The organism is Fibrobacter sp. UBA3629, from assembly GCF_002374005.1.
Classification (GTDB): domain Bacteria; phylum Fibrobacterota; class Fibrobacteria; order Fibrobacterales; family Fibrobacteraceae; genus Fibrobacter.
Genome location: NZ_DFLC01000030.1, coordinates 76,668 through 102,781 on the forward strand (window position 1 = coordinate 76,668; position 26,114 = coordinate 102,781).

The 26,114-nt window shown below is 53.6% G+C and carries 20 protein-coding genes; 10 read left to right on the forward strand and 10 right to left on the reverse strand.

Annotated elements, in window-relative coordinates; all coding sequences use genetic code 11:
- Positions 1-60: 60 nt before the first annotated feature.
- Positions 61-1,896, reverse strand: coding sequence for an FISUMP domain-containing protein (locus tag B2310_RS09545; RefSeq protein WP_290730900.1), 1,836 nt, complete (start codon positions 1,894-1,896; stop codon positions 61-63).
- Positions 1,889-2,725 carry a TIGR02147 family protein gene (locus B2310_RS09550; protein WP_290730902.1) on the reverse strand — a complete coding sequence of 279 codons (837 nt, stop codon included), beginning with the start codon at positions 2,723-2,725 and terminating at the stop codon, positions 1,889-1,891. Before B2310_RS09550 ends, B2310_RS09545 begins: the two co-directional genes overlap by 8 nt.
- A 202-nt stretch (positions 2,726-2,927) precedes the next feature.
- Here B2310_RS09550 and B2310_RS09555 point away from each other — a divergent pair, with 202 nt between their 5' ends.
- Both B2310_RS09555 and B2310_RS09560 read left to right on the forward strand, forming a co-directional pair.
- A complete protein-coding gene (locus tag B2310_RS09555; protein WP_290730904.1) occupies positions 2,928-3,353 on the forward strand; it encodes a CidA/LrgA family protein in 426 nt (141 codons plus the stop codon).
- Positions 3,350-4,042, forward strand: a complete 693-nt coding sequence (locus B2310_RS09560; protein ID WP_290730906.1) for an LrgB family protein — start codon at positions 3,350-3,352, stop codon at positions 4,040-4,042. Before B2310_RS09555 ends, B2310_RS09560 begins: the two co-directional genes overlap by 4 nt.
- Before the next feature lie 25 nt (positions 4,043-4,067).
- On the opposite strand, the gene B2310_RS09565 is transcribed toward B2310_RS09560, so the two are convergent.
- Complete coding sequence (locus B2310_RS09565; protein WP_290730907.1) at positions 4,068-5,492, reverse strand: nitroreductase family protein; 1,425 nt, start codon at positions 5,490-5,492, stop codon at positions 4,068-4,070.
- Positions 5,493-5,718: 226 nt separating this feature from the next.
- Here B2310_RS09565 and B2310_RS09570 point away from each other — a divergent pair, with 226 nt between their 5' ends.
- On the forward strand, positions 5,719-7,755 hold the full coding sequence (locus tag B2310_RS09570; protein WP_349679647.1) for a cellulase family glycosylhydrolase: 2,037 nt from the start codon (positions 5,719-5,721) through the stop codon (positions 7,753-7,755).
- Positions 7,756-7,886: 131 nt separating this feature from the next.
- A complete protein-coding gene (locus B2310_RS09575) occupies positions 7,887-11,639 on the forward strand; it encodes a hypothetical protein (protein WP_290730909.1) in 3,753 nt (1,250 codons plus the stop codon).
- 20 nt (positions 11,640-11,659) lie between these two features.
- Here the strand turns inward: B2310_RS09575 and B2310_RS09580 are convergent, their stop codons facing one another.
- The 7 genes from B2310_RS09580 to B2310_RS09610 form a co-directional block, all read right to left on the reverse strand.
- Positions 11,660-13,477: a homocysteine S-methyltransferase family protein gene (locus B2310_RS09580; RefSeq protein WP_290730911.1), complete on the reverse strand. Its 1,818-nt coding sequence runs from the start codon at positions 13,475-13,477 to the stop codon at positions 11,660-11,662.
- 21 nt (positions 13,478-13,498) lie between these two features.
- The gene (locus tag B2310_RS09585; protein ID WP_173365978.1) at positions 13,499-13,945 is read right to left on the reverse strand and encodes a hypothetical protein; all 447 of its coding nucleotides are present in this window, start codon (positions 13,943-13,945) and stop codon (positions 13,499-13,501) included.
- Positions 13,946-13,948: 3 nt separating this feature from the next.
- Positions 13,949-14,887 carry a hypothetical protein gene (locus B2310_RS09590; RefSeq protein WP_290730914.1) on the reverse strand — a complete coding sequence of 313 codons (939 nt, stop codon included), beginning with the start codon at positions 14,885-14,887 and terminating at the stop codon, positions 13,949-13,951.
- 13 nt (positions 14,888-14,900) lie between these two features.
- A complete protein-coding gene (locus B2310_RS09595; protein WP_173382295.1) occupies positions 14,901-15,344 on the reverse strand; it encodes a hypothetical protein in 444 nt (147 codons plus the stop codon).
- A gap of 66 nt (positions 15,345-15,410) precedes the next feature.
- The gene (locus tag B2310_RS09600) at positions 15,411-16,727 is read right to left on the reverse strand and encodes a class I SAM-dependent RNA methyltransferase (RefSeq protein ID WP_290730916.1); all 1,317 of its coding nucleotides are present in this window, start codon (positions 16,725-16,727) and stop codon (positions 15,411-15,413) included.
- 81 nt (positions 16,728-16,808) lie between these two features.
- Complete coding sequence (locus tag B2310_RS09605) at positions 16,809-17,273, reverse strand: hypothetical protein (protein ID WP_290730919.1); 465 nt, start codon at positions 17,271-17,273, stop codon at positions 16,809-16,811.
- Positions 17,274-17,280: 7 nt separating this feature from the next.
- Positions 17,281-19,023 carry a hypothetical protein gene (locus tag B2310_RS09610; RefSeq protein ID WP_290730922.1) on the reverse strand — a complete coding sequence of 581 codons (1,743 nt, stop codon included), beginning with the start codon at positions 19,021-19,023 and terminating at the stop codon, positions 17,281-17,283.
- Between the two features lie 311 nt (positions 19,024-19,334).
- Between B2310_RS09610 and B2310_RS09615 the strand changes: the two genes are divergently transcribed.
- The 6 genes from B2310_RS09615 to B2310_RS09640 all read left to right on the forward strand — a co-directional run bounded on the left by B2310_RS09615 (position 19,335) and on the right by B2310_RS09640 (position 26,099).
- The gene (locus tag B2310_RS09615) at positions 19,335-20,393 is read left to right on the forward strand and encodes an MlaE family ABC transporter permease (RefSeq protein ID WP_290730925.1); all 1,059 of its coding nucleotides are present in this window, start codon (positions 19,335-19,337) and stop codon (positions 20,391-20,393) included.
- A 9-nt stretch (positions 20,394-20,402) separates the two neighbouring features.
- Positions 20,403-21,185, forward strand: a complete 783-nt coding sequence (locus tag B2310_RS09620; protein WP_073114629.1) for an ABC transporter ATP-binding protein — start codon at positions 20,403-20,405, stop codon at positions 21,183-21,185.
- A gap of 12 nt (positions 21,186-21,197) precedes the next feature.
- On the forward strand, positions 21,198-22,124 hold the full coding sequence (locus tag B2310_RS09625) for an MlaD family protein (RefSeq protein ID WP_290730930.1): 927 nt from the start codon (positions 21,198-21,200) through the stop codon (positions 22,122-22,124).
- 9 nt (positions 22,125-22,133) lie between these two features.
- Positions 22,134-22,736, forward strand: a complete 603-nt coding sequence (locus B2310_RS09630; protein ID WP_290722626.1) for an ABC-type transport auxiliary lipoprotein family protein — start codon at positions 22,134-22,136, stop codon at positions 22,734-22,736.
- A gap of 471 nt (positions 22,737-23,207) precedes the next feature.
- Positions 23,208-25,589, forward strand: coding sequence for a CotH kinase family protein (locus B2310_RS09635; RefSeq protein WP_290730933.1), 2,382 nt, complete (start codon positions 23,208-23,210; stop codon positions 25,587-25,589).
- Positions 25,590-25,682: 93 nt separating this feature from the next.
- Positions 25,683-26,099 carry a hypothetical protein gene (locus tag B2310_RS09640; protein WP_290730936.1) on the forward strand — a complete coding sequence of 139 codons (417 nt, stop codon included), beginning with the start codon at positions 25,683-25,685 and terminating at the stop codon, positions 26,097-26,099.
- Positions 26,100-26,114 lie beyond the last annotated feature (15 nt).

Sequence of the window (26,114 nt, forward strand, 5' to 3'; positions counted from 1 at the left end):
ACGCGTTTCGCATGCAGGCCAGTATTCGTGAATAGGTCAGGTATATTTTGAAACGGCAGCCTAGTCCTTGATGCAGCGCACCGAGAACTCCAAATACTCGGGAGGGTCACGCACCCACGACCATTGCGAATCGTTCGAGAATCTAAGCACCTTGAGCCGAGCGGCATTCATCCAAGCAGCATAGTCGCTAGGATACAGGTCCGTCGGGGCCTCGTCCCAACCAGCCATCCAAAGACCCGCACCTTTCCCCTTGCCGTCGCAAACCAAGTTCGAGGAGTTGCATTTGCCTGCAGGGAGCAGAGAGAATCCGACAAGATCCGTCCCCTTTTCAAGCCAATCCCATTTGTCCTTCGCCCTCAATGCATTGAACGGAGAATCGCCCTCTAGATTCAACGAATCCAATAGTGACGCAATATAGAGTTTCTTAAGGGAATCGGTCTCATCGGAATTCATCAACTCTTCAAAATCATCAGCCATCTGGTGCGCCATCGGATCATACCCTGTAATGGAATCCACATGGTTAAACAGGGTCAGCACTTCTTCGTGATTCGGCAAATGCCATCCATCGGGGCAAATGCCCTGGACATTTTCGCCGGCCTTGACCTTTTTTCCCAATGCGTCGCAATCTTCCGTCGGCGTCTGTCCAAAAGCCATATCTATACCGCAGCCCGTCTTGACCGAATCCATCACGGCGCCCCAGGTATAGAGCCTGCCATACTTGATGCAATTATCGGAATCTCCGCCGTAACAGGCATTCCCATAAATCGAACCACCCGCCTTGTAGGCATAGTTCAGGTTTTCGGCCATCCATTCCTGTTCGCCAATTACAATCGTCTTATAGGTTCTGCCGTCACGCTTATCTGTCAACGTACCGTAATCGAAATCGAGGGAATCCTTGTCGTCCGATTCGGAAGCCAGGCTCCATTCGTTCTTGGAGCAATAATAATTCTCGCCGTAGGTCGCACTCAGCTCGTTCTTGTTTTTCCGGGTCATCCCTGCGGTTTCGCCGTCGCATTCGCCAAGCTTAAAGTTGTTCCACCAGAATCGCTTGAAGAACTTTTCGAAGGCGGGAACATCTTCGCCCAGTTCCCAGGACCTGATGTTGGCACGAATTTTAGCAAGGTCGGCTGTGCTCGCCCAATCCGCGATGTCCGTCTTTTCATTCTCGTCGTCCCAGGAACCATCTTTTTCGATATCGCTGGCAAAACCGGCCAAGCGGTCAGAAAGTTTGCCCTCAGTAAGATTCCCCTGCATAAGGATACTTATGGCAAGGAGCGCCGCATTGTCGTCGCCGGTAGCAAAGATATCCAAGTCTTCGGCAGAAGCATTCTTCACCTCGATACCAAAGGCTTCGAATACTTCTGATTCAGCCTTTTTCTTCGCCTCGGATATTTCCGTTCCATCGGCGACCAGCCCGATAACGCGTTCGTATTCGAGATGTGTCAGCAAGTTGATGTTCGCCTTTTCCCGTTCAGAAAGATCCACCAGCGCGTTCAAGGTTATCTGGCTCTTGGACACGTCTCCTGTCACTTCGTTACGGTAGAAGCCTTCTGTTTCGAGCAGGGCAAACTGCGAAATGAGCGAGATGTCATTCACGGAAAATTCGCCCTTGTCGTTCGAAATCTTGCCCTTGAAGCTCTTGCCAGTCTGGCGGAGTTTTCCCGATTCCAGCAAGGCGGCTCCTTCCAGTTCCTGCACGGTAATGCTCGAACCCTTGAGGAACGGTCCCTTCTGCGAGACACCGGCCACAGTCTTGTCCTCTATTGCGATAATCTGCGTCTCTTCGCTCGTTCCGCCAGCCCCCTTGTTGCTGCCATCATCGCCACAACCAACACTCAAAAGAATGAAAAGTGCAGAAAAAAGGATAGCTATAATTTTTTCATCTAATTTACGCATTTTGGATCTCCTGGATGTTTTTTGTCAGGGGGAAAAGTTGCAAGTTCAGTCGGTAGACTCTATCCATGCCATCGTCCTCGCTAGCGATGGCAACAATTTTCTTTCGGAACTCTGCCAGTTCCGCCACGATTTTCGTGTATGCCTTCTGGGTAAGCCCCATGGTGATTCCAGAAACGTTCCTTTCCGAAAGGGGCAAGTTCTTGATGGCATCCAGTGCGAAATTTCCCATCTGCAGGTGCATCTGCTGGATTGCAAGCGGGACAAAGCTCATCTCACCCGTAGAAACGGACTTGTCCGACTGTCTGTAGGAGCCATCCTTGTTTTTCTTCAAGAGCCCCAGATCGACCAGATAGCGCACGGACTCCTTGACCTCGGCGGCCGTCATCTTGGGCAAGCAGCAATCCGCCACCTTCTTGGGAAACATTTTCGGCATGTGGGGCACCAACTCGCGGAGCACCGGATTCTTCCAGGATTCATAATAACCCATGGACTTTCGCCCAAGAACATTCACCTTATGGGCTTGGGCCAGCGCCTGCATTTCGTCAAATGCTTTTTTACGCTGGGGGCCTATTTTCGATTGCGTGAACGTCACCAAGTTAATGAAGTAGGCCTTTTCGAAACCTTCCAGATCCATAGCCTGTGCAACCCGTTCGACACCGCCCTTCCGCAAGGAACTTTTTCCCTCGCTTACCAACTTGAGGAACACCGGCGACACGTACCCCGCACGATGTGAAAAATCGCGCCAGGTAAGGCCATGACGCAACTTGTTCTCGGCAAACCAGTGCCGCATAAACTCTCGATAATCTTGAAATTCTACTACTGAACGCATACCAGCAAAGATACTTTCGCGCCCCCTTCTCCGCAACAATTTTTGATACAAATCAAGCATTTTTTTGCAAATTTTAGGAATGTATGATAATTTTAAACTTTTTACGATACAAAAACGTCAAATTTCAGCAAAAAAAGCCACTTTGGGTTATTCGTGAGCACTCTTTTTTTTAAAGCGCACTTTTTCTAAATTTACGCCCGCAATGAGAATCCCGCTCCAACTTGCCGTCATTTTCGCCATCTGCCTTGCCGGGGAATTCCTCCACCGCATTGTGGGCGTGCCCCTCCCGGGGAACATTATCGGCATGGCCCTGCTGCTCATGTTACTTTGTACAAAAGTCATCAAGCCGGAACAGATTTCGGGCGTCTCGAGCTTTTTCCTGAACCACCTGGCACTCTTCTTCTTGCCGCCTAGCATCGCCATCATGGCCGTCGGTGACGACATCCTTTCCAAGTGGCCGCTACTCCTGTTCTTGTGCATCGCCTTCACGCTCGTGGCCATTGCTGCCGGCGGCCGGGTCACGCAGTTTTTTATCCGCAGGCAGGAATACCGGGAAAACCTTGCCCTGCGTGCAGAACGCCTTTCCAAGCGTGCAGAACACAACGGCACTATCGGGGGCGAAAAATGAACGCCATCATCAACTCTCCCCTGTTCGGCATATTCCTCACGCTCATCGCATTCGAAGCCGGCGTTTTCGTCAGCAAAAAATTCAAATATTCCTTCCTGAACCCACTCCTGATAGGCAATATCCTCATCGTCGGATTCCTGCTCATCACGGGCATCAGCCTCGAAAGCTACAACGTGGGCGGCGACTACATCTCGGTGATGCTCTCGCCCGCGACCGTCGTTCTTGCCGTGCCGCTCTATAGGCAGATTTCCAAGCTCAGGCAGTTCTGGAAGCCCATCCTTGTCGGCATTTTCGCAGGCAGCCTCACCTCGATTGCGTGCGTGATTGCCGCAGGCAAGCTGCTCGGCCTTGGCAACACGCTCATGCTCTCGCTTTTGCCAAAGTCCGTCACCATCCCGATGGGCAGCGTCATCTCGGCGCAAATCGGCGGCATTCCTTCCGTCACCATCATCGCCATCACCGTCACGGGAATCACGGGTGCGGTCGCGGCCCCCGCCGTATGCAGGTTCTGCCACATCAAGCACAAGGTAGCGCAGGGTATCGCCATCGGCACCGCAAGCCACGCGCTCGGCACCACCCGCGCCATGGAGATGGGCGAAGTGCAGGGCGCCATGAGCAGCCTTGCCATCGGGATTGCAGGACTATTCACCGCAGTCGTCGCACCACTGATTTTAGCGTGCTTGTCCTAAACGCTTCGTCTCTATAGGGAATTATCTAGCGGCCAACGAGAACTTCGGAAAGAAGCGTCTCCCTTTCAGGGAATTTGCAGAGTTTCCGGACTTCGTCTTCGCAAAAGAAGGGTTCGCGACGGGCAAACTTTCCTAGTCCGCGGGCCGATTCCCGAAGCATCTCGGCGATGAACCCCGCGTTCATGTTCAGGTAGCGGTAGGCGCGTTCCCCGAGCATGTTGCACGCTTCCTCGACATCCGCCGTAAAGAACACGGCAAAGGACGCATTCTCCACAGTCTCCGGCGAAAGATGCGCATTGCAGAACTTGCCCCGATTCACCGAGTTCGTCTGCAGATACAGAGTCTTTTTCAGCGGAACATAGCGATACAGGCCAGGAAACACCAGCATCACGTCAAAGCACACGACCCAGATTTTAAGGAGGCCCGCGCCGAACGTGTTCAGGTTGCAGATTTCCATCCAGCGAAGGATCGTCGAAAAGTCATCGAGCGACGCCTTCCAGGGCTTAAAATTCCTGTAGCTCACCTTACCCGGGCCCAGGAATTCATACTCGCGGAAAAAATACTCGTTCGGGAACTTGAGCGGCGTAAGCGGGAATTCCGTCCCGTCCGCAGGCTGGTTCACCACGCGGCATATTTTCATGCACCTCGACAAGTCCGTGATGCACTCGCCACGGTTCTGCCTCAAGAACCTCGATGCGTAGCGTCCTTCTCCTAGGTCGGAATCGCCCTGGATTTCACCCCTATTGGAATAGGCGAAATCCGAAACAGCCTCGTATTTCTTGAGCGATTTCGGCATCAGGCACAAAGCTGCGAGCGGTACCTCGGAAGCCCCGAGGCCAAGAGCCACGGCAACATCGTCATCGACAAACGCACCGAACGGTATCGCGATTCCCCCCAGCGAACGCGCAAGGATGGAGACAAGTCCCGCGATGGAACCCGTATCGATTTCCAGTTCCCTGTAGGCACCTTCCTTGTACCGCCAAACCGCACGGTCCAAGATACCGGTAAAGAAAAGCGATATGCCCGCAGCCTGCATTACCTCGTTCGGCGGGAACGCCGCGCAAAGCTTGTCGATGTTCGCCCTGCGCGCTTTCGCATTCTCGGCGGGGAGCTGCACCAGTTCGCCTTCTGCGTAGTCATAATAATAGAGCCCGTCCGGAAAACGTTCGCCGCGCAACAGCACGTAGATTCCAACCGAATGAAGCCCATCCGCGCTGACATCGTTCTTCAACTGCGAAAGCAGCCTGTTCAACATCGAAGACGACGCATTCACAAGCGAGAACAGGTCGCCGTCAACCACCTTTCCCTGCCCTTCTACCGGGAAACGCTTCGCTCCCGGATAGCTCTTGTCAGGAGGCGTCCTCCTATCCCAATGAAGAGTAACGGGATCCCCCACATGGCGCAGGGAATGCCTTACGGATTCATGATAAGCGATGGAATAGAAGCCCACGGCATGAAATATATAAAAAAAAGCGAAACAAACACTTGATACAGTTAGCGACATTTGGTTCTTACAAGACTCGTTTAGGCCTATCCCATTATATATATTAGCGTAGAAAAGAGAAATCAGGACCGTGCATAGTTTACCCTCGTAAACGCAAACTATACCGAAATCCTTTTTTTTCGCTCCATACCGATGTAGTTTTAGATTGCACAAAACCCAAAACGAGGAAACGATGAATTTCAAACTCAAAACTGGTCTTACCCTTTCCGCGGCCGCACTCTTCTTCATGAGCGCCTGCGGCGACGACTCCTCCAGCAATCCTTCCAACAAGGACCCCGAAAACGGCGTGCCGACCGATTCCCTGGATGTTCCCACGGATTCTATCCCGACAGACTCCATCCCGACAGACTCGATCCCGGCAGACAGCATTCCGCAAGGCACTGAGAATGTGAGCAAGGTCGTGATGCCCGAAGAGGCCGCTGACATCGTCGCCTCCATCGAAATTCCGAAGGACACCGGCAAGGGCCTCACCATTGACGACTTTGAAGACGGCAACAACGGCTCGCTGCAGGGTGAATTCTACTGGTACACCTACAACGACAACAACGGCGGTGCCGACGGTGACGGTGCATCCGAAATCAAGACTCCCATTGGCGAAGAAGGCTACCCGGTTGCCAGAAAGTCCGACAACGGAACAAACTATGTCTGGGCTGTGTACTACTCCCTCGACAAGGGCGAATACCTGTGGGACCCGTACGTAGGCTGGGGCGTCGAACTCGATCCCGAAATTGACTACAGCCGCTTCGGCGGAATCACCTACTGGTACAAGGGCGGCGCCCACGAAATCCACGTGGAAACTTCCGACGTGACGGACTACGACGTCCACCTCGCAAAGGTCAAGGCATCCCGAGTCTGGACCAAGGCTGTCATCCGCTTCAAGGATCTCGCACAGGGCGGCTGGGGCGAAAAGGTCGAATTCAATGCGGCAAACATTGAAAAGATCAGTTTCCAGGCCAAGGGCAACGGCAAGATTGACTCCGTGCTCATCGACAACGTCTACCTGCAGGACACGAGCGAAGTCGAAAAGGACAAGCCCGACATGACCATCATGGACCCCGAAATTCCGGAAGTGACCATCGGCGACATCAAGATTTCGAACCCGCTCCAGGCCAAGGTCATGAAGTACCTCAACAAGGGTCTCAACATCACCAACTGGCTTGAAGAAGACAAGACCTACTTCAAGGGCGAATTCAAGTTCGACGAATCCGATATCAAGCTCATGGCCGACAACGGAATCAAGTCGCTGCGTCTGCCCATCGACCTCGACAAGTACGCCACCAACCGCGACGAATTCGTGGCCGACACCACCGGCAAGACCGAACTCAAGTTCGACGACAAAAACCTCTTCGCCGTCCTCGACTCCTTCGTCGAATGGACCGGCAAGCACGGCATGTCCTTCGTTATCGACTACCACGAATATGACAACAGCTACAACGCCACAAGCGCCGCGAATCCCAACTACACCAAAATGATGGCAAACGTGTGGAAGCACGTGGCAGCCCACTTCGCAAGCAACGACCGTGAAGATATCTTCTTCGAGCTCCTGAACGAACCCGACATGAGCAACGGCAAGGTTTCTTCTGCAACTTGGCGCGTTGCCGCCCAGGAAGACATCGACTCCATCCGCACGGTCGACACGAAGCACACCATCATCTTCGGTGATGCCGAATGGTACGCCATCAAGCACCTCGCCGCAGGCGAAAAGCTCAATGACGACAACGTTGTCTACGCAATACACACCTACGAACCGTTCGTGTTCACACACCAGGGTGCCGACTGGTCCGACACCAAGACCATCAAGAACCTGATGTTCCCCTACGATAAGGAAAAGTGGTCCGAATACAGCGCTGACTTCGGCGTCATTTCCACCGGTTCGACCAAGACCGTAAAGTGGGTCGCAGATGCCGTGAAGAACTACTACAAGAACGCAAGCAAGGAAGCCATCCTCAAACTCATCCTCCCCGCAAAGGAATGGGCCGTGAAGAACAACGTGCCGGTCATCATCAACGAATTCGGCGCCTACAGGCCGGCAAGCGACAAGCAGTCCGTCCTGAACTACATGGCCGCCATGAGGGATATCAGCGACACGCTTGAAATTCCGCTCACTCACTGGGGATACACCGGCGGCTTCGCCCTGTTCGAATCCGAAGGCGCAAGCCCGAAGGGCACCAAGCTCATCGAAGGCATGAAGGAAGCCTACGGCCTCTAATCGAAATACAAAGTTCTCCTCCTAACACATAGGTCGCGCGGGCAACCGCGCGACCTTTTTTTCGTCAGGGAACGAGAAGGAACACCCCCCAATTGGGTTTTCAAGCGCGAATTTCCTAAATTTATAGAACAATGTTCTTCGACGCGAAAAAAATCCGCGCTATGGCTGCGGCTACACTTGCAGGCACATTGCTGCTTGCGGGTTCTGCCTTTGCGGCCGGCTTCTACGGCAACCAGAGCGACATCAAGTGGAAGACCGCAGACACGAAGCATTTCCAGTTCATCTACCCGCAGGAATACACAGAGCACGCTTCCGCACTCTCCGCATACGCAGAAGCGGTCTACGATTCGGTGGTAGGCCGCTACAAGAAGGACTTGCCGGGCCGCGTGAACGCGGTGCTCAACAACGCACTCTACAGCAACGGCAGCGCCGTCCCGAGCGAGAACGCGGTAAACCTGTGGCTCACCAACTGGGATTTCAAGGTCCGTAGCAGCCACGGCTGGCTCGCCGACGTCATCACGCACGAATTCAGCCACCTGGTGAGCATCGAGAACGGGAGCAAGGTCAAGCCGAGCATCTACGGCGTGCAGCTCAGTTACACCGACTACTACAACGAACGCATCACGAGCGACTTCGCGACGTTCATCCCCTTCACGCTGCAGCCGCTCTGGTTTGCCGAGGGCACGGCGCAGTTCGAATCGAGCCGCATGGGCTTTGACGCCTGGGACTGCCACCGCGACATGCTGTTGCGCGTCGCGGCCCTCAACGATAGCCTGCTCCCGCTCGAATACATGCACGACTTTTCGGACAACTCGCTTTTTGCGGAACTCGGGCCCTACACGCAGGGGTTCTCGCTTGTACGCTACATCGCGGAACACTACGGCGAAGACGCTGTCCCGAAAATCTGGACGGAACTTTCGAAACCCTACCGCGTGACGCTCGACGGGGCGCTCAAGAAGGTTCTCGGCATCAGCGAGAAGGAACTCTACGAAGCGTGGAAAAAGGAAATCACCGAGGCGTACAAGGCGCAGAAGGATTCCCTCGGGCCTCTCGTCGAGGGCACGAAGATTACCGCAGACGCCTTCTGGCAGGACTTCCCCGTAGTCGCGGGCAAGCACCTCTACGGCGTATCGAATTTCGGCGGACCGTGGTTCGACGGTGCGGTTTTCAAGATGCCGCTGAAAGAGACGAAAGATAGCGCAGAAGTCAAGGACAGTACTGCAAACAAGATCCCCGCCTCCACGGGGATGACGAAGGAAGAGGCCTCCGCGGACTCTATCGCTGCGCTCCAGAGTGACAGTAATAAAATTGACGGCGTAGAAATCGGAATGATTTCCATCGAGGAAGAAGAAAGCGACTCGACCATCGATATAGGCGACTACGCGAAGAGCGGATTCCGCGCAAAGAAGCCCTGGTTCGACAAGGGCATCGACGTGTACGACGCCCCGGAAAAAGGCCCGATTCTCGCATACGTGACATTCCAGAACCGCGACAAGGACGGACACGCTCACTTCGACATCGCGGTGAGCGACACGAACAAGAACAAGCTGAACCTCACCCACCTCGTGGACGCGGTCTACCCGGCATTCAGCCCCAAGGGGAACGAAGTCGCCTTCGTGCGGCGCGAACCCTACAGCACGCGCTTCGTGCTGAGCAAGGTTCCCTTCACCGCAGACTTCAGCGAATACACGGCAGAAGACCCCATTGACATCTATGTGCCCGACGCGAAGTTCAGGTACTACAACATCTACAGCCCCAAATACAGTCCCGACGGCAAGCGAATCGCCTTCAGTTTCTTTGACGACGTGCATCGCGGTATCGCCGTGATAGACGCTGACGGCAAGAATATGAAGGTCGTGAGCACCGAGGGCTACGACGAGCGCGACGTGAACTGGATTGACGACAGCAAGATCGTGTTCGCGAGCAACAGGAACGGAATCTTCAACCTCATCGAGAAAAACATCGACACCGGGAACGAACGCCCGCTCACGAACGTGGTCGGCGGTGCATTCACCCCGGTACTCGCAGGCGACACGCTCTACTTTACGCAGTACGACAAGGACGGGTTCTCGCTCTACAAGCTCCAGTATACTCCTATTGCGATGATAAACGACACGACGATGAACATCGTGGAAGACGAAGAGAGGATGTCGGCAAACACCGTCATTAGATGGGCGTGTGTAAACGATTCCCTTGAAAAAATCATAAGGGACTCTATCGCCACGTTCAGATCCCAGAGTGACAGCAGTTGCATAAGACTTCCTGTTCACACGATGCCTGAAAACATCGTTACCGATTCAATATGGAGATGTACAGACTCTACTAGCTACACAATAGATTCAATTGCTTATGCACGGATTCAGGGTGATACAACCTGTACAAAGATTCCGATGCCTACAAAGGGCGATAGCGTCATCAGGTTCTACGACACGACATACACAATCACGCAGAGGCCCGCCCCGAGCGAAATCGTGCTCAAGGGCTCGCCCCTCCCGCGCATCGAGAAGCATATCGAACTAGAAAGCCGCGAATTCGCCGGCACCGAGCGCGACTACAAACCCATCCCGACAGTCCCGCTGTTCATCCCGATGCTCTCGTTCAACGAGAACGCCCCCGACCTCACCGTATTCGGAGAAGGACAACTCAAGGCAAAGATCGGGCTTGCCGCCATCATCGCGGACCCGCTCAAGAAGAACACGGTGCAAGTCGGCCTCCTGCTCGAAATCGGCAACGGAATCGACTACATCAATTCGGGCGGAATCAACCCCAAGCAGGAAAAGGAGTTCTTCGTCGCATGGGAAAACAGGAGCACGCCCATCGACTTCGGATTATCCTATTCCTATGCGAACTACACGAGCAGGGACACCGTGCGCTACGAAGACGTTCGTGCCCACGACGGGGACAGCCTCGGCATCAGCAACTACGCCGTCCCGATGCAGGCGCTTGTGGCAACGGCAGGCTACAGCCCGTTCAAGAGCATCGACACGCTTCAAATTGCCGCAGGTTACGACTGGGCCGATTTCAACCTCTACGAAGACAACTTCGCATGGACCTACCAGAAGCGGTTCAGCGCGATGGCTCTATTCGGCATCTACGGCGACAGCGAAGGCGAGGACGGCACGGGCATCAGTGGCCAGGGCGACGGGGCCGTCATCTCGTACCAGTATTCCAACAGCGACCTGTTCCGTCCGGGAACATTCGCCGAAAGTTTCTACGTCACCGAGAGCGGACAGGCAAAGCCCAAGTACAGGAATTTCAACATCCACGAGTTCGGCCTGAGCCTCTACGGGAGCATCCAGAGCCCGCTCACCGGGGCACGCCTCGCCGCGGGAGCAAAGGTCGGCGGCATATTCAGCTGGGACACCGACTCGAAGGATTCCAGCGGAGCAAAAGTAGACACGCTCGACTCCTACTACTACAGTCCCATCTTGCTCGAAGGCTACCCCTACCTGCGCAGTTCCGAAAACTACACGCGCGCAGGCACCAAGACCGCCATGGCCGAGCTCCACTACCTATTCCCGTTCTACGACGACTGGCGCAAGGGTTTCTGGATTTTCGAGACTCGCGATTTCTATATCGATGCTTTCGCGCAGATCGGCGCCGCCTGGAATTCCAAATGGTTCGACTCCGACAAGTTTACCGACCACGATTTCTGGGACCGTTCCGTAGGGTTCTCGCTGCGCCTGAGCAACAGGATTTTCTACAGCGTCCCGCTCGACATCTCGCTCACGTTCGCCCGCGCCCTCAGCCGCATCGGCGACGAAAATGGCAGAAGCGAAAGCAGGAAGATCAAACCCATCGACATCCCGCTATTGCCCGACGCGGCATCGCCCACAAAAATAAAGTTTGCTATCGGAATGGGATTTATAAACACCTGGCAATAGGCTGGTCGCCTGCAGCAGGGTCACTTTCTCGAAGCAACCACGAACTCGCGCAATTTTTCCATGGCATCGCTTTCGCGGTTGAACATCAGATTCTCGACGAGGCAACAAAGCCTATAAGGTATTTCGTCGTATGCGGGTTCCAGCTTGGAATCCACCAACACGAAATCCAGTCCCGCCTTGCGCGCATGGTGCAAAAACACGGAGTGGAACACGCCCCGCAAGCTATCGTCGCCTTCAAACAAGCGGCCAATCTTGCTTATGTCGCAAAGGATATGCGCATACGGCAGGTTCACCTTCACGAACTTGCAGATTCTAAAGAAGGTCTCTATTCCCGAGGCCAAATCTATATCCGAAGCGGGGACGTTCGGTTCGAAAAGGACATCCTCGGCATGGAAAGCAAGTTTACCGATAAGCAGGCGATACATCCGTTCCATAATGGCAGACTGACGCTCGAACGTAGTCGCCTCGCCTTCCTCATCCTCGGCTCGGAACACGGCGGCAAAGCCATGCTTGCGAATTTCCTCGGCCTTGTAGAGGAACACTTCTTCCCCTTCTCGAAGGCTGACCGATCTTGCAATCCCCTTTCCAAGCACACATTCCATACCTGCGACAAGGGCATCCCACCTTTCCGAACTGACCATGACCGGCAACCGCGCGGATTCATCTTGCAGCAGCAAGCCGTCCAGCTGCGATTCCATGATTTTCTTGGCCTCTTTCTCATCCACATCGACATCTACCGCAATAACCTTGGCATCGCAAGACTGTTTCCCGATGACAACCACGTCATTTTGCTTCGAGACATCCAGGGCGTCAAGACCGCTCAGAAGCGTGCTGTAACTGCGAGCTGGAATCTTGCGGGGCCGGCATCCCCGGAGCGCCTTTACGACCGTTTTCACCCTGGCCGGAGAAGATCCACGACCGCCACCGACAATGTTGACGACACGGGAATCGGCCAACTTCCACATTTCTTCGGCAAGAACCCTTTCCAAAGCGTTTGCCGCGACCCCGGCGCACAGTCTCTCAAAATCAACGAAAGCACTTACACGCACCGACGCGAGCGAGAAATCCCGGAGGCTGGGCAATATATCGGAAACCTCGGAAGCACACTCCACCCCAAGGCCAAATATCGGGAAACTACTGACGCTATGCCGCAACGCCCCTACGCCCAGCCCCGATGCTAGGTGCGCACCGGAATCAGACACCAATGCCGAAACAATAATTGGATAGAGCATACCGCGTTCGTTGCAAATCTTAAGGACCGCATACAGGGCGGCCTTCGCATCGAGCGAATTCGATATATTCTCAAGCATCAGGACATCCGCGCCACCATCCAGAAGTCCCCTGGCTTGTTCGCCGTAGCAATCCACCAGATCCCGGAAAGGAGCCCGCCGTGCCGACGCACCCATGCAGCCCACAACGAACTTGCGTTCGGGAACCTGGCCCAGCTTTCCTGCGCGAGAGTTGAGAATATCGTCGTTGTATTCTTTCACCGCCTGACGCGCGAGTTCCGCACCCGCATTCGCGATGTCATAGGTCATCTTGTCCAAGCGATATTCCGCCTGGCCATGGGCATTCGCGTTTCGCGTAACCGTGCGGACAAGGTCAACTCCCGACTCAAGATAGGCCCGGTGCATTTCTTTCACACGGGCCGGAGCCGTAAGACACAGGACCTCGAAATTGCCTTCAAGCGACACAGGATGATCAGCAAACTCGTTGCCGCGGAAATCCTGTTCCGTAAGCGATTGCGTCCCGAACGACGCCACGTAATCCCCGTCCATCACAAGGATCCGTCCGATGCTCGCACGAGAAAGCTCCTGATATGATTTCGAAAGGTTCATGGGATGATTATCGCCCGGACACTATCGTCTGTTCGGGACTTCGCCTGGAAGCAACTGTCCGGGGCTCGTGCGCTGGGCATCGCGGCCCCTGAAATTCGGGTTGTACTGTTTTACCTGCGAAGCCTTCACCTCGGCCTGCAGCTCCATCAAGTGCGTCTCCCACTCCTTCATGGAGTCGTCGAATTCACCGCGAGCCTGCAGCATGAGTTCGCGAAGCTGCAAGAGTTCCTGCATCTGGTCTCGCTTCATGATCCACAGTTCCTCCTCCTCGGGCATTCGCTCGATGTTGAAGAGGATGTTCAGGTAACGCTCTTCCGCTTCCTTGTAGGCCTTATAGGTCTCCTTGTACATCATGTAACGGTCGTCGACCATCGTCTGCTGCGGCGACGGGTGCGTCGTGCATCCCGAAAGGACAGCCGCAAGGGATACGGCGGACAGGGCTATGATTATACGGAAGCAAGCGCGCATGGGCTATTCCTTTTCCGCGCGCTTGATGTTGAAGAGGCGTTCGTGCGTGATGTTGCTTTTGAAGGTAACCGTGTCCTTCGTGACCGGGTGCACCATGTAGTGCGTCCCCACCTTCACTTCGCGTTCCTGGCACGGGATTCCCGTCGTGGGGTCAATCATGATTTCGAATTCGGTATCATATTCCGCCTTGAGACCGGCCGTGTACGCCTTGAACTTTTCGGGTACGATATTGCTGTTCACGTGCTGCTCCCAGATGTAGTACGGGAAGCTTTCCGTCTCGTGCAGGTAGACCTTGTAATCCAGGCAACGGCGGTGGTCGCGGTTCTCGAAGCCCTTCGTGACAACGGAATCAATCTTGATGAGCGCAAAATTCAGGCGTCCCTGGTCCTTGAGCATCTGCGTGATGTTCGCCTTCACGGGCACTGAACCCGTAAGCAGGTGGTCCATTTCCCAGCGATGCTTTTCGAGGCGGCGCAGGTGAGGCTTGTAATCCGGGTTCAAGAGCTGCTTGCGCCAGCGTTCGGGCATCGGGATGTGCGCGAGAAGCGTGTCGTAACCGTCATCGAGGCCCGTAATGCTCGTCACTTCGCGGTCCACGGCAGCAAGGTTCACCTCCTTCACGCGCCATGCAAGTTCGGAGGGCATGAAGTTCTTGAGGTAGCCGCGGGAATTGTTCAAGCGGTACAGGCGCTGCACCTTCGTGGTATCGCCCGCAGTAGAGTAGTTCAGGTCCACATAGGCGGCGGTAATCGTGCCCATCTGCTCTTCGCCCTTCAGGTCAATCGTCGCGAAGTAGCTTTCGGTATAGACCTCCACATCTACAGGCTGTGCAAGCTTGTAGTTGAGCGTAACCTCAGATTCGCCGCACCCGGCAAGGGCAAACGGCAAGGCACAAAAAGCGGCAAGCACCCCAATAGAGGCGAAATGTTTTTCTCTAAGCATCAAAACATCCAAATTATTTCACTTTGTTCTTTACGAGCGTCACTTCCTTAAACGCGAGGAGCCTATCGCCAGCAGTAGCTTCGATAAGAATCGACCCCGGAGCCTTATGACGCGTGAGTTCTGCAGCCGTCATCAGTCCACCGCGCTTGGAATGTCCCTGCAGCGTGTAGACGCTCACTTTCTCGTTCACCTTGGTCTCGTAGTGCCAGATTTCCTTTCCTTTGCTCTTTTCTGTACCTTCGTAGAAGGTTATCTTCAAGGCAGGGAAATCGAAGCCGGTGCCGTAGCGGAACTGGACAATCATCGGATTGATAAGTTCGAACTCGCTGGTCGTATCAACAACCACCTGGTTCGCCGGGTTCCACTCACGACCGCAAACAATCTTCGCTTCTTCAGTGGAACAGGCGGCAAGGAGCGCGCCAAAGGCAACCACAGCAAGCAAAATCAGTTTTCTCATTCTTAAGCCTCCCATTGAGACAAATGTCTACCTAACAAGGTAGCAAAAAACGCCCTGGAAAACAAATCAGCGGGCAAGAACGAGCATCATTTCGAGGTGGGGAGTCTGCGGATAGAAGGCAAAAGCCTCCGCACGGCGGATTTTAAAGCCTTTTTCGGCAAGGAGGGCCGTATCGCGGGCCAATGTGACCGGGTGGCAAGACACGTAAATCAGGCGGTTCACCGAAGAATTCGCTATGGCATCGAGAGCCTCTTTCGGGAGGCCCGTGCGGGGCGGGTCTACGATGAGCGTCGCGGGGATATCCACCACGTTCTGCGCCAACCATTCCTCGGCCGGGGCGGAAACGTTTTCGACTTTATTGTCGCGAGATGCAGACAAATTAACTTCTGCGTGCTTAAGGCATTTTTCTTCGCGTTCCACGGTCGTCACGCGCTTGAACTTGTCCATGAGCATCGCGGCGAAGAACCCAACCCCGCTGAAGAGGTCGATAAGCCATTCGTCGCTCGATTCGCCGCTTGCAAGGCCCTCGTCTACGGCATCGCGCACAGCTTGTACCAGCGCGGGCAAAAGCGCAAGGTTGCTCTGGAAGAACACGCTCGCATCGGCCTCGATTTTCTTCCCGCAAATTTCGGCGACGCTTACCGCATTCTCGCTGAATTCGCGGGCAGGCATACCTTCGTAATAGTACGAGATTTCGCCAGCACCGTTATCGAAAAGGTTTACTTCCATCTCGCGGCCGAGGCGGAACTTGCCTGCAAAAATCTCGCGGGCGCGTCCCTGCAAAAAATCGTTCAATGCGGGCGTCAATACAGGGCAGTTTTTGAACAGCGCCACGCTGTTGCTTTCCTGCTTGCGGAACCCGAAACGCACAATCGGCTTGTCGCCTGCCTGGTCGCAAACCACCACGACTCGGGCGCGGTTGCGGTACCCCCACGCGGGGCCCGTATGCACCGTAAAGCTTTCGGGCAACTCTATGCGGGCAATGCGCCGGAAGTTCTCGCGCTCGACTTGAGCCAGGTATTCCGCCTGTTTCTCGCTATCCAGGTGCTGCAAGCTGCACCCGCCGCACTTGCCATACAGCGGGCAGCGCGCTTCCACACGGTCGGGATTAGCCCCTTCCAGGACTTCCACGACATGTCCGCGGGCAAAATCCTTTTTCGTGAACGTCACCGCCACCTTGCAGAGTTCGCCCGGCAACGCGCCCGCGACAAAGCACACGCGGCCATCAGGCAGGCGCGCCATACCCTCGCCGCCCTGCACCATCTTTTCGATGCGGACTTCGAACACCTCGCGGGCGGGCGCAGAATGTGCGGGGCGAGCAGACGCAGGGCGCTTGTGGCCCGGCCTGCGCGGCTTGCCAGGTTTGTAGAAATTGCGGGACATCGGGCATAAAGATAGAAAAACAGCCCTGCGCAAAGGCAAAAAGCCGTTTTAAAGCACAACAATATAATTCTTTTTTGAAACCTATTCGCAGGGTTCAGCCTGCTCGTACATTTCAGGGGTGATATAAAACTGATAAAACTTCACAAGAGCCCCAATTGTAAGCCCCTCTCCAGTTTCTTTATATGCTTCTATTGTTCGCAAATCTTTGGTTTTATCCTCTACATTCCCTTTGAAATCGATGCATTTCTGCGGTTCTGTCAAAAAAATCAATGTTACGTTTATCGGTGAAGAATCACAGCCATCAACAAAAAGGCCACATTCATAGGAAGGAATATTCTTTTCTCGATTTTCTTCTACATACAAATAATCTTCATTTGCGTTAATATTCGCCGTTATCGTATCTTCTGCAAAAAAAACAACTTTCACATCGAAGCCGGAAATGTTTGTTATGCCATTTAACTGATGGACAACTTGTCCTCCGCAATCAATGCATTCGGAAGAACACGCCATCATTAAGAAAGAAAATAGAAGTATTATTTTTTTCATAGCAGACCTATAATTTTTCCCAATATTCAAATAGTTCATCCATGTCGCTGTCAGTATATTTTCTCCCGCCCTTCCCAGAAGGAAACTTTTCTTTAAGATATTTTTTTAGAGAACTCATTGAATTTGAGTTAAAGAAGGCCGTTTCAACATCCTTGATATTGAATCCCGATACATTGTCTATACCTCGTTTTAAATCTGCCGTAGACTTTGTATCATCAATCAAATCAGCGACTAATCCTGTATAGTCATGAAAATAACTAGGTATATTCTTTTTGTCTTTAGTAGAAAAGTAAACGCCTGGATTCCCATATCGTTCCTTGGCGAAGAACATCTCTATACCCCTTGCATAAGTTTCCAGATAAATGGTTTTTAAATCAGAATATGTACCCTTCTTCTGATTCGTATATTGAGATATATGCGATGATTCGTGAATTGTTGTTCTATAGATTATTTTGGAATCAAATCCATACGCCAAAACGGAAATTTTATCATCGTGAAAAAAAGATGGATTCGTTTGTGTACATCCAATTGTTTCGCCCGTGCATTTGACATCCTCCATATAATCCTCTTTATTTTCATAATAAACAATAATGTCCATGCTCATGTTGCTTGCTGTATTTGTTCTAGGCTTTTTCAAACCGTATCTTTCTCCGTACCAGTACTGATATGCCGCGGTCCATACAACGCACCACTTGGCCTTATTACCTGTAAATGTTTCCTTCCAGTCACCACTCATGTCGTTTTTCTCTATCTCAAGATCCTCCCCATAACCCGAATGACCATCTTCCAGCAAGAAATCCTCGGCATCAAAGTTCGCTTCATAGTCGATGTCGAAATTCCATTTTTCTGGAATCTTGAATTTCCCTTCAGCATCGGTGTGCGCTTCTCGCCAATAATAAGAGTATCCACCCGTAACACGAACCCCTTCAAGCGGTTGGACCCCTAACGAGTCATCCTTAAATTTCAGTTGACCGCCATGCTTTTTCCCGCCACCAAGCAGAGACCATGCCGCAGCTGGCAACTCTCCGATTTCACGTTTCCGCAATTTTGCCCGTTCTTCAATATAACCCGTCATTGTCATCGATTCCCACTGCACTTCATGGAGGGATATGCCCATGTCCGCAAGTTTTTCAAGCGTAGAACCGCTGGATTTGCGAGCAGCTTTTTTCAAAAGCGCTCTTTCCGTGGTCGCCGAATCAGTCTCTTCAACGCATTCATCATCTTCACAATCGCCGTCCAACGGCTCGACAAGGAACAGTTCCTTGATGACTTCATATTTCGTGGGCCCGAACTTGTAGTCAACAGGGACAGTAGCAAACAACGGAATAATCGAATCGGGGAGAGTCGGGTCGATATAGACCACCGGCTTACGGATGTGTTTGTAGTCTAGAGGGTGCTTGAAAAGGACAAGCGATGAGTCGTATTTCTTAAGTTCCGCAGCCCCCCTTTTACCATCGGCAAGAAAACGAACATAGAGGTAGTTGGGCTCTAGGCTCATTTGCTCTACATCAGCTGTATCCGCAGCCCTTTTCGCCAGGACGCGATTGCGCATGGCCTTGCTCATGTTCTCGACAGAATAGGGGTCGTTCGCAGGATCACTCACGATGGGGCTTGTAAGAATGTTGACGCCGGTCTCTTCGTGTTCCTGAGCGACACTTATTGTCCCCACTACGCTATCCGACGGATCAACGGAATTGCTACAGGCGGTAAGCAAAAATCCCAAAACTAAAAACGGAATATTTCTTTTCATCGTACAATCCAAGACAAATTCATCAGCAATAATTTATTTTGAAACTTTCGCCAAGTCAACAGAAATTCTTGTAAAATAATTCAAACGAATGGCCCGGTACAAGTGCAAAAAATCGAATTTGAGGATAAAAGCCCAAAAAAGACGAAGAAACGGGGCAAAACCTTTCATTTTCACCGCAAAAATCAAATTTTGCAACCATTTTTAGCCCGCAACAACGACTCTTTGTCGGCAAAACACGCCCGCTATCCCCTTAATGGTCAAAAGCGGGCCTTTTTTGGTTCATTTTTCTATATTTCGCCCAAAATTGTACCATGACAACCATTCTCTTGCCAGATACGCTCACGACGGCGAACAGCAAAGACCTGCTCAGGAATTGCACAAGGCAACTCCGTAGCGGAGCGCTGTGCCTTGACGGCAGCAATCTCGCAAGCATGGACTACAGCGGCGACGCTTTTTTTGCGCTCCTCGCCGAACTTTCCGAAAAGACGGGCAACGCGCTCACCCTCGCCCACTTCAACGCCGACATCAAGGCGCACCTTTCGGCACTCCGCAAGATGGAACCGCCCGCAAGGCCCGCGAAGGGCACGAGCAACGTTCTCGAAATGCTCGGCGGCATCGGATTCGCCGTGCTGAAGGAATCCTTCGAGGTTCTCACGCTCCTGTTTATGTCCATCTACTGGACCATCTTCGGGCCGTTCGACAAGGGCAAGATCCACTTCGGCGGCGTCGCGAAGCAGATGTTCAAGCTCGGGAGCGAAGCCATGGGAATATGCTTCTTGATGGTCGCCCTCATCTGCCTTACGATGGCGCTCCAGAGTTCCATCATGCTGAACGCGGTGGGCGGCGGTTCCTACCTCGCCTCGGGTCTCGGTTTCCTCATTTTCGCAGAAATCGGCCCGCTCCTCACGACCATCATCCTCGCAGGCCGCTCCGGCAGTGCCGTCGCCGCCGAAATCGCAAACATGAGCGTGTGCGAAGAAGTCAAGGCTATCAAGTCGATGGCTATCCCGCCGGTGCAGTACCTGGTGGTGCCGCGCTTTATCGCCATGAGCGTCGCCACGCCCATCCTCTCGTTCTGCGCCTCCATTTTCGGGTGCTTCTCGGGGTTCCTCATCGCGTACTTCTTCTGCGACATTTCGTTTTCCAACTACATGATGGGCATCCGCGACGGTATCGCCCCCATCACGTTCCTAAAGAGCAGCATCAAAGCGCTCGTTTTCGGCTGGATCGTCACGCTCATCGCCTGCAACAAGGGCCTGAACGCGCACGGCGGCGCAGAAGCCGTGGGCAAGGCAACCACATCGAGCGTGGTCGCCGCTATTTGCTGCATCGTGCTCGCCGACACCCTCTTCGCCTTCATATTCTACTAGGGAGCAGCAATGGAAGAAATCCTGAAAGTAGACCACCTGAAGGCAAGTTACGGGCGCGAGTCCATATTGAAGGATATTTCCTTCGGGGTGAAGCGCGGCGAAATCCGCATGGTGCTCGGGAGTTCGGGCTGCGGTAAATCGACGCTCCTGAACAACATCCTGAAGTTCATCAAGTCCGACGCGGGTACCATAACCTACTTCGGCAAGACCTTCGGGCCCAAGGAAGGGCTCGACAGCGAGACACGCATGCGCACGGGCGTGCTCTTCCAGAGCGGGGCCCTCATTGCCGACCTGACCATCGCCGAGAATGCAATGTTGCCGCTCAAGCGCAGCATGCCCTACATGCCCAAGAGCCAGATGGAAGCCATCGTGGCCGACCGCCTGGAGAAGGTGCACCTGCTGCACGCCTTCCACAAGTACCCGGGCGAAATTTCGGGCGGCATGAAAAAGCGCGCAGCCCTCGCCCGCGCCATCGCGCTCAAGCCGGAACTGCTCTTTTGCGACGAACCTTCTACTGGCCTCGACCCGGTGACGGCCCGCTCCCTCGACGAACTTTTGCTCGAACTGCGCGACACGCTCAAGGTATCGATGGTCATCGTGAGCCACGAACTCGAGAGCATCAAGATTATCTGCGACCGTTTTGTGTACCTCAAGGACGGCTACGTGCTCAAGGACGCCACGCTGCAAGAAGGCATGGAGTCCGACGACCCCACGTTACGCCACTTTTTCAACCGGCAGTGCCCCAAGGAGGAATACTCCGAAGGACTCTACCACTTTAATTTTATAGATTGATTCGGAGAAACGATGGAAACCACCCGATCCGAAAGAATTAAACTTGGCGCGTTCATGCTGCTGTGCGGAATACTCATCTGCGTATTCCTGGGCTATGTGCTCAAGCGCTACCTGAGCGAACAGTACGACAACTACTACACCATCTTTGACACCTCGGTGAACGGGCTCTTTGTTGACGCAAAGGTCAAGCTGAACGGCATCGACGTGGGTAGCGTCACGCGCATCACGATAAACGAAGAAAACCTGAACGAAGTCGTGGTCGCCTTCAAGGTCACGCACGGCACGCCCATCAAGATTGGCACCCGCGCGGGCATGACGGCGGGCATGAACCTCACCGGCGAAAAGCAGGTGGTACTCTCGGGCGGCTCGTTCGCCGAACCGAATGTGCCCGAAGGAGGGCTCGTGCCGGCGGAAGTCTCGCACTTCGACCACATCACGAACCAGGCGGGCAACATCGTCGCGCACGTGGATTCCGTACTCGTTAACATCAACACGCTGCTCTCGGCCGAAAATGCGGAGAACCTGAGCAAGGCCATCAAGAATTTCGAGACCATGACGGCGAACCTGAGCCGCGTCACGCAGGGCATGGCAAAGCCCATCGAGAACATTTCCAAGTCCGCCGAATCGATGCACCGCGTGATGGGTGAAATCGAGGAAGCGAAGATTGCCGCAAAGGCGGGCGAAGACCTCGACATTCTGAAGCAGAAACTCGACGCCATCGACACGAAGGCGATGAACGAGAATTTGACGAAGGCGATGGAATCCATCAGCCAGCTCTCGAAGCGGCTCGACGGCATGGTCTACAAGAACCAGGACCAGGTGGGGGACGCCATCGTGGAACTGAACGCCGTACTCGAGAACCTCGAAGAGTTCAGCCAGAAAATCAAGAACAACCCCTCCGCGCTCATCCGCGAACCCGCGAAGACCCGCCGCAAATAAGGAGAGAGCATGAAGAAGTTTACGTTTGCATTTTTAACCGCGGCACTTGCAGCCATGACGCTTACCGCATGCTTTGGCGGAAGCACGAGCGAACCCACCCGCTACTTCACGCTCGCCGTCGAAAACATCGACATGCCGGCCGCAGGCGATGCCAGCGGCCGCCTGCAGGTGCGCAAGTTCACCATCGACCAGGCCTACCAGAGGAACAACATCGTCTACCGCGAATCCGCTTACGACTTCATGTTCTACGACCTGGACCTGTGGGCATCTCGCCCCGAGCAAATGGTGGCGCAGGTCGCCGCAGAATACATCGTGAAAAGCGGGCTTTTCGCATCGGTCGATACCCGCGCCTCGGGCAAACCCGATTTTGAACTCCTGGGCCACATCGACGCCATCGAGGAAATCGACGAAGGCAGCAACCAGTATGCACGCCTTTCCCTCAAGCTTACGCTCCAGAAACCCGACAGCGACGCTCCCCTCTGGGAAAAGCGTTTTGACGAAAGGCAATCCGTGAGCAGTCGCGAACCCCGCCTTGTGGCAGAGGCCATCTCGAAGCTCCTCGGCAAGTACATGGAAGAGGCCCTCGGGGCCATCGCCGGCGCAGGCAAGTAAATCTGGCGCGAGAATGCCTGTGCGGTGTAAGAATGCCCGCACAGTGTAATTTTCGCAGACAAAAACACATTTTTCGCGAAATTGGGGGATTAAACCTCGCAAAAGTTCTCGTTCAATCCCCAATTTTCAGAACAAATTAACTCATTTTTCTTCAAAAGTGACCTCCGCCCCTCCTTTTTCACTCTCCAATGGGGATTAAATTGCCCAAAAAGCAGCTTTTAATCCCCATCTGTCCCTTTTTTCGAGCAAAAGCTTACAAACAAGCTATCAAAATGGGGATTAAACCATAAAATAATTTGCCTTTTAATCCCCAATTTCGGCTTTTTCGGACACTTCAACCGCCAAACACGTCCAAAACTCGGCATTTTCGGGCATTTCGCAGTATTTTAGCGTATAAAAACGCACATTCGTTGTAAAAAAAAGTGAAGGTTTAATCGCTTTGCTTTTTTTGATTTTAAATTTAAGATGGGTTTGGTTGCATACTTAAAATACGGTATGGTGTACAAGATGTTTGACAGTTTCTTTACGCAAAAGATTGTCCCCGCGACGCTCGCCTTCGGGCTTGGGCTCGCACTTCAAGGTTGTTCCGACAACCCTTCCTCGGCAAAGGGCGAAGATATTCCTATCCCCAAGGAAGAACTCCACGTCTCGGACAACCCGATTCTTTCCCTTACCGAGATATCTGCGCTCAACCTCTCGTGGCTCGACCACGAAGGCGATGACCCCGCCTGGGTCGAAATCTACAACTCAAGCAACAAGGACATAAACCTCAAGGGTTACTCACTCGTCGAGAATCTCGCGAACCCGCAAAAATGGGTATTCCGCAACGAGACCGTTCCCGCAGGCACCTACCGTACCGTATTCCTCGACAAAAAGGACATCTCCAATATCGAAGGTTTGGTAGATGGAGTCGACGACGAAGGCCACGTACTCCACGCACGCACGCACACGAACTGGAAACTCGACAAGAAGGGCGGGACGCTCTACATCATCGACAACCACAACGCCATCCACGACAGCCTCCCCTACCCGGAACTCATGCCCGGCATCAGCTATGGCAAGGTTACCGATGGCAGTCTTATGTATTTCGCAACAGCGACCCCCGAAGCGGCAAACAACGAAGCAGGCGCATACGCAACCCTCGCTCCCGCATTCGACTTCGGCACCAAGAGTGCAGGTTTCTACCCTAGCGAAATCACGCTCGACCCGCCCGCCGTACCGGAAGGCACGACAGTCCGTTGCACACAGAACGGCTCCAAGCCGACCGAAGCGTCACCCGAATTCAACGCGCCCAAGGCCATCTCGGCAAATACGGTTCTCCGCTGCGCCGCGTTCCAGCCCGGAGCACTCACCACGAGCGTCATCACCAAGACATTCTTTATCGGCGAAAACGTGCGCATGCCGGTCGTCGCTGTCAGCGTCGATTCCGTTTTTTTCAAGGAGAGCTACATCAAGACCAACGCGGATTCTCCTAAGAGCGCCCCCGCAGGACTCTTCGAAGAAAAAGAATACCCCGTGCATGTAGAATACTTCCCCGACGGCAGCAAGTCCACAGCACCCGCATGGGAAGTCGACGCAGGCATTTCCATCATGGGCGGTTACAGCAGGCTCAAGGACAAAAAATCCGTCGCCGTCGTGATGCGCGAAGAATACCAGGACGGCAAGATCAACTACCCGCTGTTCGAAACCCGCAAGGACATCAACAGCAAGTTCCGCGGATTCAACCTGAGAAACAACGGAAACCGCTTCGTGAGCGACTACATCGGCGACGCGATGGGTGGAGCAATCCTCGAAGGCAGCGGAGTCGACTACCAGCGTAGCCGTCAGGTGGTGGTGTTCTACAACGGACGCTACTACGGCATCCACGACATGCGCGAACGCTTCAACAAGCATTACGTAGAAACAAACTACGGCATCGACGCGAACACGGTCACGATGGTAAAGCACCTGGGCCACGATGTCACCGCAAGCAACGGATCTGTCGACGAATACAAGACGCTCCTGAGTTTTGTGGCGCAGAACGACTTCAGCGGCGAAGGCAACAAGAACTACGAGATGGTGAAGACTCTCATGGACGTCGGCAACTTCGCCGACTACATGGCGGCCGAAATCTACATCCACAACGGCGACTGGCCGAACAACAACGTCCGCGCCTGGAAGAGCCCTGAGCAGCCGTGGAAGTTCATGGTCTACGACCTCGACCACGGATTCGACTGGATGTGGGGCGTGAACGGAGGCGAGTTCAACCAGAACAACGAGATGTTCCCGTGGATAAAGAAGGGTGGCGGCAACAAGCCCTGCAAGGACGAAGGTTGCTTTGCGAACCTGTACATCCAGCTCATCCAGAACCCGGAATTCCAGCGCGTATTCCTGAACCGCTCCGCCATGATGTTCCAGAACAACGCGAACGGCGATAACGTGACGCGCGTTGTCGACGCGATGACGGCAACCATCGACACGGCCGAAATGACTCGCGACCTGAAGAAATTCAAGCAGAACGAAATGTACTACGAAAACGCCTGCGGCAAGGGATTCAGCAAAACGGGTTCCTGCCTCAAGGAATGGTCTATGATCCGTAACGGGAACGTCGTCGACGAGTACAAAAAAGAATTCGGGCTCTCCGGCATGGTGACCGTGAACCTGAACGTTAGCGGCAGCGGCTACATCTCTGTAGAAGGCCGACCGGCACCCGCCCCCACCTATGCGGGCAAGTTCTTCGCGGGCATCGGGATGCTTATCACTGCGACCCCGACAAACGGCTCCGTATTTACCGGATGGAGCGACGGAGAGACCGCAGCCACGCGATTTATTGTCAACGAAGACGGCGCCACCTACACCGCCATCTTCAAGTAGACCCCTCGTTCTGTCCCAAAATGCACGGGGCACTTGACCCCGTCGCTTTTTGTGTTTATATTGTCTTATGATTCTGAACAAAGGACGGTATTTATGCATAGACAAGATCTTCCCGAATTGGCCAAGTCCTACCTGTTCAACGTAAAGATTACGTTCGAGAACGTCCCTCAAGGCAAGGAAGAAGAATTCGACGACCTTGCAAACAACCTATCAGCTCGCTGCAGAAAGATCAAGTTTCTCAAAGAAAACACAAGCGACGTTTTTACCATCGTAGAAGTATCCTTCGACGAGTTCGAGGACTACCTCGTCACCACCTGCATCAAGAACGAGTACCTCAAGAGCTTCCGCATGGTCATCATCCACTATTCCTCCGACATGAAGCCCGTGTACGAAGAAAAGTTCTTTGACTGCAAGGCAGTCTATGTGGAGGAATTCGCCTACGACAAGTTCGAAACGAACCAGGAACGGATGGTCAAGACCATCGGCATCAAGTGCAAGCGCGGCCACTAGGGAAGCAAGCGCGGC

Bases quoted from the DNA above. Each gene is read 5' to 3' on its own strand.
- B2310_RS09555 (WP_290730904.1), top strand. From the start codon at position 2,928: ATGAGAATCCCGCTCCAACTTGCCGTCATTTTCGCCATCTGCCTTGCC.
- B2310_RS09560 (WP_290730906.1), top strand. From the start codon at position 3,350: ATGAACGCCATCATCAACTCTCCCCTGTTCGGCATATTCCTCACGCTC.
- B2310_RS09615 (WP_290730925.1), top strand. From the start codon at position 19,335: ATGACAACCATTCTCTTGCCAGATACGCTCACGACGGCGAACAGCAAA.
- B2310_RS09590 (WP_290730914.1), bottom strand. From the start codon at position 14,887: ATGCTTAGAGAAAAACATTTCGCCTCTATTGGGGTGCTTGCCGCTTTT.
- B2310_RS09640 (WP_290730936.1), top strand. From the start codon at position 25,683: ATGCATAGACAAGATCTTCCCGAATTGGCCAAGTCCTACCTGTTCAAC.
- B2310_RS09545 (WP_290730900.1), bottom strand. From the start codon at position 1,896: ATGCGTAAATTAGATGAAAAAATTATAGCTATCCTTTTTTCTGCACTT.
- B2310_RS09595 (WP_173382295.1), bottom strand. From the start codon at position 15,344: ATGAGAAAACTGATTTTGCTTGCTGTGGTTGCCTTTGGCGCGCTCCTT.
- B2310_RS09600 (WP_290730916.1), bottom strand. From the start codon at position 16,727: ATGTCCCGCAATTTCTACAAACCTGGCAAGCCGCGCAGGCCGGGCCAC.
- B2310_RS09580 (WP_290730911.1), bottom strand. From the start codon at position 13,477: ATGAACCTTTCGAAATCATATCAGGAGCTTTCTCGTGCGAGCATCGGA.
- B2310_RS09630 (WP_290722626.1), top strand. From the start codon at position 22,134: ATGAAGAAGTTTACGTTTGCATTTTTAACCGCGGCACTTGCAGCCATG.
- B2310_RS09575 (WP_290730909.1), top strand. From the start codon at position 7,887: ATGTTCTTCGACGCGAAAAAAATCCGCGCTATGGCTGCGGCTACACTT.
- B2310_RS09550 (WP_290730902.1), bottom strand. From the start codon at position 2,725: ATGCGTTCAGTAGTAGAATTTCAAGATTATCGAGAGTTTATGCGGCAC.
- B2310_RS09605 (WP_290730919.1), bottom strand. From the start codon at position 17,273: ATGAAAAAAATAATACTTCTATTTTCTTTCTTAATGATGGCGTGTTCT.
- B2310_RS09620 (WP_073114629.1), top strand. From the start codon at position 20,403: ATGGAAGAAATCCTGAAAGTAGACCACCTGAAGGCAAGTTACGGGCGC.
- B2310_RS09585 (WP_173365978.1), bottom strand. From the start codon at position 13,945: ATGCGCGCTTGCTTCCGTATAATCATAGCCCTGTCCGCCGTATCCCTT.
- B2310_RS09610 (WP_290730922.1), bottom strand. From the start codon at position 19,023: ATGAAAAGAAATATTCCGTTTTTAGTTTTGGGATTTTTGCTTACCGCC.
- B2310_RS09570 (WP_349679647.1), top strand. From the start codon at position 5,719: ATGAATTTCAAACTCAAAACTGGTCTTACCCTTTCCGCGGCCGCACTC.
- B2310_RS09625 (WP_290730930.1), top strand. From the start codon at position 21,198: ATGGAAACCACCCGATCCGAAAGAATTAAACTTGGCGCGTTCATGCTG.